Source organism: Vibrio hippocampi, from assembly GCF_921292975.1.
Classification (GTDB): domain Bacteria; phylum Pseudomonadota; class Gammaproteobacteria; order Enterobacterales; family Vibrionaceae; genus Vibrio; species Vibrio hippocampi.
The window spans coordinates 1,498,700-1,506,896 of sequence record NZ_CAKLCM010000003.1; the positions used below are offsets into that span (position 1 = coordinate 1,498,700).

Annotated in this window: 6 protein-coding genes; 2 read left to right on the plus strand and 4 right to left on the minus strand. The window is 41.4% G+C overall.

Going from position 1 to position 8,197, the window contains the following annotated elements:
• Window positions 1-202: 202 nt before the first annotated feature.
• The gene (gene sstT / locus L9Q39_RS19720; protein ID WP_237486913.1) at window positions 203-1,420 is read left to right on the plus strand and encodes a serine/threonine transporter SstT; all 1,218 of its coding nucleotides are present in this window, start codon (window positions 203-205) and stop codon (window positions 1,418-1,420) included.
• 255 nt (window positions 1,421-1,675) lie between these two features.
• Here sstT and L9Q39_RS19725 read toward each other — a convergent pair whose 3' ends face one another.
• The 3 genes from L9Q39_RS19725 to L9Q39_RS19735 all read right to left on the minus strand — a co-directional run bounded on the left by L9Q39_RS19725 (window position 1,676) and on the right by L9Q39_RS19735 (window position 6,462).
• Complete coding sequence (locus L9Q39_RS19725) at window positions 1,676-3,397, minus strand: carboxylesterase family protein (RefSeq protein WP_237486915.1); 1,722 nt, start codon at window positions 3,395-3,397, stop codon at window positions 1,676-1,678.
• Between the two features lie 66 nt (window positions 3,398-3,463).
• Complete coding sequence (locus tag L9Q39_RS19730) at window positions 3,464-5,140, minus strand: glycoside hydrolase family 1 protein (protein WP_237486917.1); 1,677 nt, start codon at window positions 5,138-5,140, stop codon at window positions 3,464-3,466.
• 5 nt (window positions 5,141-5,145) lie between these two features.
• Complete coding sequence (locus L9Q39_RS19735; RefSeq protein ID WP_237486919.1) at window positions 5,146-6,462, minus strand: carbohydrate porin; 1,317 nt, start codon at window positions 6,460-6,462, stop codon at window positions 5,146-5,148.
• Between the two features lie 340 nt (window positions 6,463-6,802).
• Here L9Q39_RS19735 and L9Q39_RS19740 point away from each other — a divergent pair, with 340 nt between their 5' ends.
• Window positions 6,803-7,813: a helix-turn-helix transcriptional regulator gene (locus tag L9Q39_RS19740; RefSeq protein WP_237486922.1), complete on the plus strand. Its 1,011-nt coding sequence runs from the start codon at window positions 6,803-6,805 to the stop codon at window positions 7,811-7,813.
• 88 nt (window positions 7,814-7,901) lie between these two features.
• Here L9Q39_RS19740 and L9Q39_RS19745 read toward each other — a convergent pair whose 3' ends face one another.
• The gene (locus L9Q39_RS19745) at window positions 7,902-8,177 is read right to left on the minus strand and encodes a hypothetical protein (protein WP_237486924.1); all 276 of its coding nucleotides are present in this window, start codon (window positions 8,175-8,177) and stop codon (window positions 7,902-7,904) included.
• Window positions 8,178-8,197: the final 20 nt, after the last annotated feature.

The window sequence follows — 8,197 nt, forward strand, 5'->3', positions numbered from 1 at the left end:
TCATTCGATAGTTGGAGGCTTTTTAATCACTTAGCGAACCTGTTGCATCCTTAACCTTTATGCAACACAACTCACCAGATTTACCTCAATTTACATTAATTTTATCTAACTAACATTTATAACTGGACACATAATTTTGTCAGGATACTATTTGACCTGCAAACACACATCAATCAAATAACATGATAAAAGGACAGACACAATGCAAAGCACAGGTCTAGTAGCCCGCTATGCCAATGGAAATCTTGTATTACAGATCCTCGCGGGTATCGTATTGGGGGTCATTGTTGCCCTCGCTTCTCCAAGCGCTGCACAGAGCGTCAGCATGTTGGGGAGTCTATTTGTCGGCGCGCTAAAAGCGGTAGCACCGATCTTGGTCTTTATTTTGGTCGCGGCTTCGATTGCTAACCAGAAAAAAAACCAAACCACGCATATGCGTCCTATCGTTATCCTCTATTTAATAGGGACTTTCTCTGCGGCATTGACTGCCGTCGCCCTTAGCTTCCTATTCCCAACCGAACTCACTTTGGTAGCTGGCGCAGAAGGTCGAACTCCACCACAAGGTATTGGCGAAGTATTGCATACGCTGATGTTCCAACTGGTGGATAACCCGATACACGCCATTATGAATGCGAACTATATTGGCATTTTGGCATGGGCAATTGGTCTTGGTCTTGCGCTTCACCACGCATCTGACACCACTAAAGCGGTATTTGAAGATTTGAGTCACGGCGTTTCACAGATCGTGCGTTTCATTATTCGTTTAGCTCCGTTTGGTATCTTTGGTCTGGTTGCCAACACATTTGCTACCACTGGCTTTTCGGCTCTTGCCAGCTATGGGCAGCTACTTCTCGTACTTCTGACCGCAATGGCATTTATCGCGTTAGTGGTTAACCCTCTGATTGTTTATGTCAAAATCAAACAGAATCCGTACCCACTGGTGCTGCAATGTCTACGCGAAAGTGGCGTAACGGCTTTCTTCACGCGTTCAAGTGCTGCCAACATCCCGGTGAATATGGCACTGTGTGAAAAGCTTAAGCTTGATGAAGACACTTACTCTGTCTCGATCCCATTAGGTGCCACCATTAACATGGCAGGTGCGGCGATCACGATTACGGTACTAACCTTAGCAGCGGTACACACAGTCGGTATCGAAATCGATCTCCTGACCGCACTACTGCTTAGCATCGTTGCAGCGGTATCGGCATGTGGCGCATCGGGTGTGGCAGGCGGTTCATTGCTGCTTATCCCACTGGCTTGTGGTCTATTTGGTATCTCCAATGACGTGGCAATGCAGGTTGTTGCGGTTGGCTTTATCATTGGTGTGATTCAAGATTCTGCCGAGACGGCGCTTAACAGTTCTACCGACGTAGTATTTACCGCGGCAGTCTGTAAGGCGGAGCAGAACAAGGTAAGCTAACGATTTAAACCGATAATGAAGTGCAATGAATAGACACTGTTTTGCAGACTGTATTGAGTCATCTAAAACATTAGTTTGATAAAACAATAGTTTGATAAAACAATCTTCTGCTAAAACATTAGCTTGTCATTCATTGCACTTATCGCGTTTCCATCTAGAATGCGATTTTGATGGTCATCAACCTTAATGTTACCTAAGTTGCTGGGTAGTCAACGAATGATGACCACCCTTAACTTAACGGCTATAAGCTGACGGTTACTCCCATAGATTCCATATATTCTTATTTTTAAAATGAATATCGATCATATTATTCATTTCATCTTCTGAAAGCTCACTTTGCATTAACGATAGAACTTCATCTTTGCTGTAAACCTCGGAAGTCATATTAATGACAGTTTGGTTCAGATCAGCGTCCAAGTTTAATAGCTGTTCATGCTGTTTTCCCCAACTCAACCAGTGAGGGTTATTGCCGTTATTAGGTGAACCAGAATGTAGAAATGCGCCGATATAATCCATCATCGCTTTTGACAGGTTTTCTCGTCCCAGTTCGTTTTCTTCAAAATAGAGCGCTCCTCCCAGCGAAGCGTTTACCGCTTCAGAGAAGTGTCCTGTGATGAAATCCATATCCGCTCCGTGTCTGGCGCTAAAATACAGCGAGTTAAATGGCTCTTTTACAACATCAGGCTGCTCTCCCCAGCTAAACCTGAAACCATAAACAGGCGGTTGACCGTCATAACTGACCAACTTTCTGGCATTCTTTTCCGCATTGTAGGCTGAATAAACCATGCTGCCATATTTTGACGCTTTCAGATAAGAATCCAATAGAGCGCTGTTCTCGCTATTAAACAAGGTTCCGGTGACAAAAGCGGTAAAAACAGCAGGATCGGAGAGCAGAGCAAACATTGAGTACTCATGCTTATCACTTCCTAATATCACGGGCACCTGATTGTAGTCTCCAGACTCAATGACATCGTAACCCGTTTCAGGTACAACGACGCCATCTTGGAAAAGGTAAGCGGTTCCATCCATCGAAAGAGAGGCACTGTTATATAACCCAGGCAATTTTTCGGCTGGCTGCTGTTTTAGATAGCTCAAGGTATCATCATGTTGCTCAATCCAGACTAATGCGTCTTCGTCGCTATCTGCTTCACCATTCTCTATCACTAACTTTGTGATGGCTTCAATCGTTCTATCATTACCCTGCTCGACGGTAGAAAGGGTCATGCCACCAGAAAGCACCATTAATTTTTCAAACAAGCCTTGAGACAACGGAGAAATCAAAGCCGCTAAGACATTCGTCCCGCCTGCCGATTGACCTGCTAATGTGATATTTTCCGGATCGCCACCAAAATAAGTAATATTTCTATTGGTCCATTCAAGCGACTCTATAATATCCAGTAAGCCAAAGTTACCGGACTGATCAAGCTCATTACTATTGTTGTTGCTATTACTATTGCTATTTAAAAGAGGATGCCTAAACCAACCTAACGCGCCTAGACGATAACTGATTGAGATAACAACACTATTGGTCTGTAGTGCTAATTTATTACCTATAAATTCTTGCGCGGAACCCGTTACGTTACCACCACCATGAACAAACAGTAAGACGGGGAGGTTTGCTTCATCACTATTTGGTCGCCAAATATTAAGGTATAAGCTGTCTTCGCTACCGATTACCTCGCTGCCTGCAAGTTGTAATGCGACATCACGAAACTGTTTTGTCTCTATCACATCATGAAATTCATCCGGCTCTTGTGGAGCCTTCCATCTTAAATCCCCCACGGGTGGTTTGGCATAACCCACACCAAGCCATGAAAGAACGCTCCCGTCTAAATCATCGATACCTTGTATCGTTCCATATTCTGTTGTTACGGTTGTTGTAGCCTGAAAATTTGAGTCTATCGAAGTGTCTTTATCATCGTTATTGCATCCGGTTAACACAACCAATAAAGCAGAGAGAATAATGACTTTTTTCATAATATCACCATAATAAAATAGCCCTCTTGTTAACCATAATTAACAAGAGGGCAAGGTTATTTAACTTTAATCGTTGTCGACTCCGTTTTTCTCAATGGTGTCGGCGTACCAGTAATAACTGTCTTTAGGATAGCGTTTCAGGTCATTTTCATAATCAATATAAATCATACCGAAGCGACCATTATATCCATTAAACCATTCAAAGTTATCAAATAACGACCAAGCGGTATAACCAATAACATTTGCACCATCATTAATGGCTTGCCATGTCGCTTTTATATGACCTTTAATAAAGCGAGTTCGCAAAGTATCATGAACCTTTCCATCATTAGTTAACTTATCCTCAACCCGATAACCCCCACCATTTTCGGTAATCAGGACTGGTTTACCCCCTATTTCATTATCGATATACATTAAAGTTTCGTAGAAACCTTGTGGATCATAAATCCCATTTTCCGAATTGGGATATTCTGTAACATAATGCACATACGCTGCATCCCAGAGATTACCATTCATAGGAGAGGCATTCCCTCCAAAATCCCCATCAGTGACATCTGCTGAAACAGCCACTCGGGTATAGTAATTAACTCCCGTAAAATCTAAGCCTTGCTCCACGATATAAGCCAGATCATCAGCTAATACTTGTTCTGAAAAATTAAAATCATAGCCATCGGCTCGTAATCGCGCTAAAGGCTCTGCCGGATAATAACCTCTTGTGATCGGAAAGACGAACCAGTCATTTTTAAGTGCATTATATAAAGCGGTTGCTTGCTTATCGGCATCAGAATCACTCACCGGTTTTGCAACTCCCAAATCAAACGAAATACCAATATCCCCCTCGATGATGTCCCCAGATGCTTCAAGATTGCGCTGAATTTCTACCGCTCTCGCATGAGCTAATAAATAATGGTGAATGTAGCTCATTTGCAAGCCATATAGCCTTTGAAGTGGCAGATCTTTCATCATCGCCATCATAGCGTCGAGACTCGTCTCTCCACCCGCTGCCATCTCCTCCATCATGACCGCCATGATTCCTTCAATCATTGTTGCATTGACAAAGGGTTCATTCATGGTGATCCACTTGCTAACCCGATCACCATAGTTTCTAAATACCGCTTCAGAATATGCGGCAAACATATCAACAACAAAGCGATTATTGAAACTGCCGGCAGCCCACAATCCAACGGGAATATCCCAATGGAATAGTGTAACGACCGGTTCTATATCGTTCTTAATGAGTTCATCAATTAGATCGCTATAATGAGCGACACCCTCGGCATTAGGCGGAATAGGTTGCAGATTACCGCTGCTGTCTAAAACAGGCTGTCCAAGTTCATCGGTCACAAACGGCATTCCTGTTGGATATATCCGCGACCAAGCAATAGAAAATCGATACGATTTAAGTCCGGCTTCCGCCATTAACTTGATATCGTCTTTGTAGCGATGATACTGGTCAATCGCGACATTACCGGTTTCACCATTAGCCATATTCAATTGCTGAGTATAGAGATCCCAGTTGGTATAACCTCTACCACCAACATCCCATGCGCCTTCTACCTGATAGGCTGATGTTGCACTCCCCCATAAAAAGCCATTTGGAAACTCTAAAAACTCAGCGTCAGTGCTAATATCAACATTGTTGTCCCTTGCTCCGGAGTTTTCAGACCCATTACAGGCAGTCAGGGATATCGACGCTATAGCCGTTATCGCAATGCCCGCTATATATTTATTAAATTTAAACATATCAATCACCATGAAGCCGTCATTTGAACGCCAAATCTGATATTGCCGTCTTCGCCGTCATTGTTAGCGCCTCTTTCATTTTCAGCGACGTTACCAAAAAAACTGCCAGCATAAGCACGCAACATAGGCGTCAAGGTATCGGTGAGTTGAGGGCTGAACTCCTGTACCAACATAATTTTATAAAGGTCCTGATCTTCGACGTTGTAGCTCTCTTTTTGCTGGCTATAACCCAGTTCTAAACGTGTAGCATGAACATCATCCCACTGGTAGTAAGGGGAGATAACCATGCTCAATCGATACGGTTTATCTTCAGAGACATTCACACTGGAAAGCGTTTCTGCTTGCGCATAGAGCAGTGAGTAATCAAACTTTAATGTTTCTGAAATAGGTTGATTACCATAGGCAATAAATCTCAACGAGTGGTCTAAATTGCCTTCCCAAGTCGCATAAGTTTCCACTTTGCTGCCACTGGCATTTGACCATGCAGAATCAGCCATCGCATCGTTAGAATATTGAATAACCGCGGTATGTGTGCCTTCAAATACTGAGTAATCAGCATATGCACTCAAAAAGAAACCACTATCACTGGGCTCTTTTGCCACATCCTGAGAGTTGTTCAAGTCACCACTTCCATAGATCATGGCTAGACCCAGTTTTGCATTATCAGAAAGTTCGATATTGTCGAGACGTAGATCTAATTTATTCACCTGAACGACTCGGAAACCCGAAGCGTTTGCTTTTCCAGCAAAGGCGTCCTGATCGGCTACCATCCATGCAGCGGAAAAATCACCTAACCCAGTAGAGACATTTTCCAGTCCAGCGCCATAGCCTGAATTGTTGAGATAGAACAAGTCCAACAATCCTACATCTCTGCGTTTATAGAATCGCTTACCAGCCCAAATAGACGCTTCCGGTGCAAAATCGAGATAACCGTTAGCGACGACATTGATTTCTCTTAGGGCAATATCTGAAGCAGAGGATGGTGAACCGGGTTCAGTGCCAGATTGGTAATCATTAAATTGAGCCCCTTGCGCGGTCTCATAAGACAAACGAGAATTCACGTATACCGATTTATCTCCGTCCAGTTCAAAGCCTTTACCAAAGCCGAGTTCCATATAGGTCTCACACTCATCGCCTAAACGACCGGCATAATGACCGTCAGCACCCGAACCAAAGCAACCTTGCTCACCACCGTCCGAAGTTGTGCTTATTCCTGCTCGTGCATAGCCAGTAAAGTCGAATAATTCATTTGCTGTTGCAGTGCCACTGACAAATAAACTCCCTATTGTTATAGCAAGAATAGTTTGTTTAACATTTTTCATAATGATACCCCTAGTTTAATTATGTTTAATTCCAAGTTATTAATTGGTAATTGTTGCGTGTCATTTTAATTAAAATAATCATCTGACATCAGTTGTTATTTCACTGGAATTTATAACACCATTCGATTAACAAACTTGTACAAAATAATTCAACTTTTTGTTATAATCGTTCATCGGTATATTATGGTGACTGAACTCACAACTTTATTTTGTGTGACAAATTAATATTTCTTACATGTTGTCATTTATTTACTATCCCCCGCGTTACATGGTGTTACAATGGGGTTACGTAAAATTACAAAGCTTGAATAATTAAAATTCATTACAGGTGGGACTTATTATGAAAATTTTATATGATAAGCATGTGGTTGAATATTACCTTTCTGGACTGATCACGTCTGGGAAAGCATCAAAAGAAGATATTGATAAAGAAATAGGGTTAAGCACTAGAAATATATACTGTGATTCGTATATTAATTCTTACTCTTTTATTAAGCTATTAAAACTTTGCGATGAAACTGGTTTTTTAAAGGAAGACGAATTATCTTTATTTGAAAACAAAATAGACGGCTATTGTTTTGTTGATGATAATCATCGCAATAGATTGCTGAAAATTTACAACTCAAAAACACTCTATGATTTTTTATACCGTTTTAAAGCAGAAAGCGCTATCTACTCTAGCACTCACCACTTTGATATCAGTCATGATAATAATTACTTCTATCTTTATCATGAATTCATAAATAAGCAAGAGTCCTTTACCTCACCTCAATCTGCCTTTTATATATTACTTCATTTAGTTCATGAGATATTTGACATTAAAAGAGAACATATTCATATTTGGTTTAATAAATATGGCATAAGAGATAGTGAAAATTTCAAAAGACTTACCGGAAATGACTTTGGACTCACCAATAACTTGCAAAGCATCATTCGGTTTTCAATCAAGGAATTCAACACTGAAAACAGCAAGTACAATCCCTATTTAGACAGAATACTGAATCAAGACAACTCTGTGTATACAGATAAAAAAGAAAATACAGAGATTGTCACAAACACCATTAATTTATTTTTAACTGAAAATCAGCAAATGCCCACGCTGGATTATATAACACACCATGTTGGCATGAGTAAGTCAACGCTATTCAGGCGACTAGAATCTGAAGGAACTAGTTATAGTGAAATAAAACTACAGATTAGAATGAATTTAGCTAAAAAGTTATTATCCACTACTGATTACTCCCTCACAGAAATCAGTGATGTTGCTGGCTTTAACAGTATTTCATCATTTAGCCGAACGTTTAAAACAACCGAAAAAATGACACCGAGCGCATATCGAAAGAGTCGATAGTTTCAAGTCTCTGTTTAATGGGTCGCTATTGGGCAGTTATCCTTTCCGAACGGTTTCTTTGGTATCCATGTCCATGCCTAAAGCGAATTTATCGAGCCAGTTTGCGCGGGCTAGGGTCGCGGTTTAGTTTTTGTGCGCGACTTGGGTAGATTTCTGCCTCCGCAGAAATGACGGAAATAAAAGAAATGACTGAAGTAAGAGAAATGACTGAAGTAACAGAAGTAATTGGACTAAGAGAAGTGATGGGAGTAAGAGAAATGGCGCGTGGGTGAATCATGATGTAAGTGAGGAAATGGCGCGTGGCATTAAAGGTGGGAATCACCTGTTTGATGGGTAATGGCGTGAGGGTGATGAATGCTGCCAAACTGGGGAATGTTGTCAGTA

What these genes read in the sequence shown, in the direction of transcription:
- sstT (WP_237486913.1), top strand. Translation starts at nt 203, where the DNA reads ATGCAAAGCACAGGTCTAGTAGCCCGCTATGCCAATGGAAATCTTGTA.
- L9Q39_RS19725 (WP_237486915.1), bottom strand. Translation starts at nt 3,397, where the DNA reads ATGAAAAAAGTCATTATTCTCTCTGCTTTATTGGTTGTGTTAACCGGA.
- L9Q39_RS19730 (WP_237486917.1), bottom strand. Translation starts at nt 5,140, where the DNA reads ATGTTTAAATTTAATAAATATATAGCGGGCATTGCGATAACGGCTATA.
- L9Q39_RS19735 (WP_237486919.1), bottom strand. Translation starts at nt 6,462, where the DNA reads ATGAAAAATGTTAAACAAACTATTCTTGCTATAACAATAGGGAGTTTA.
- L9Q39_RS19740 (WP_237486922.1), top strand. Translation starts at nt 6,803, where the DNA reads ATGAAAATTTTATATGATAAGCATGTGGTTGAATATTACCTTTCTGGA.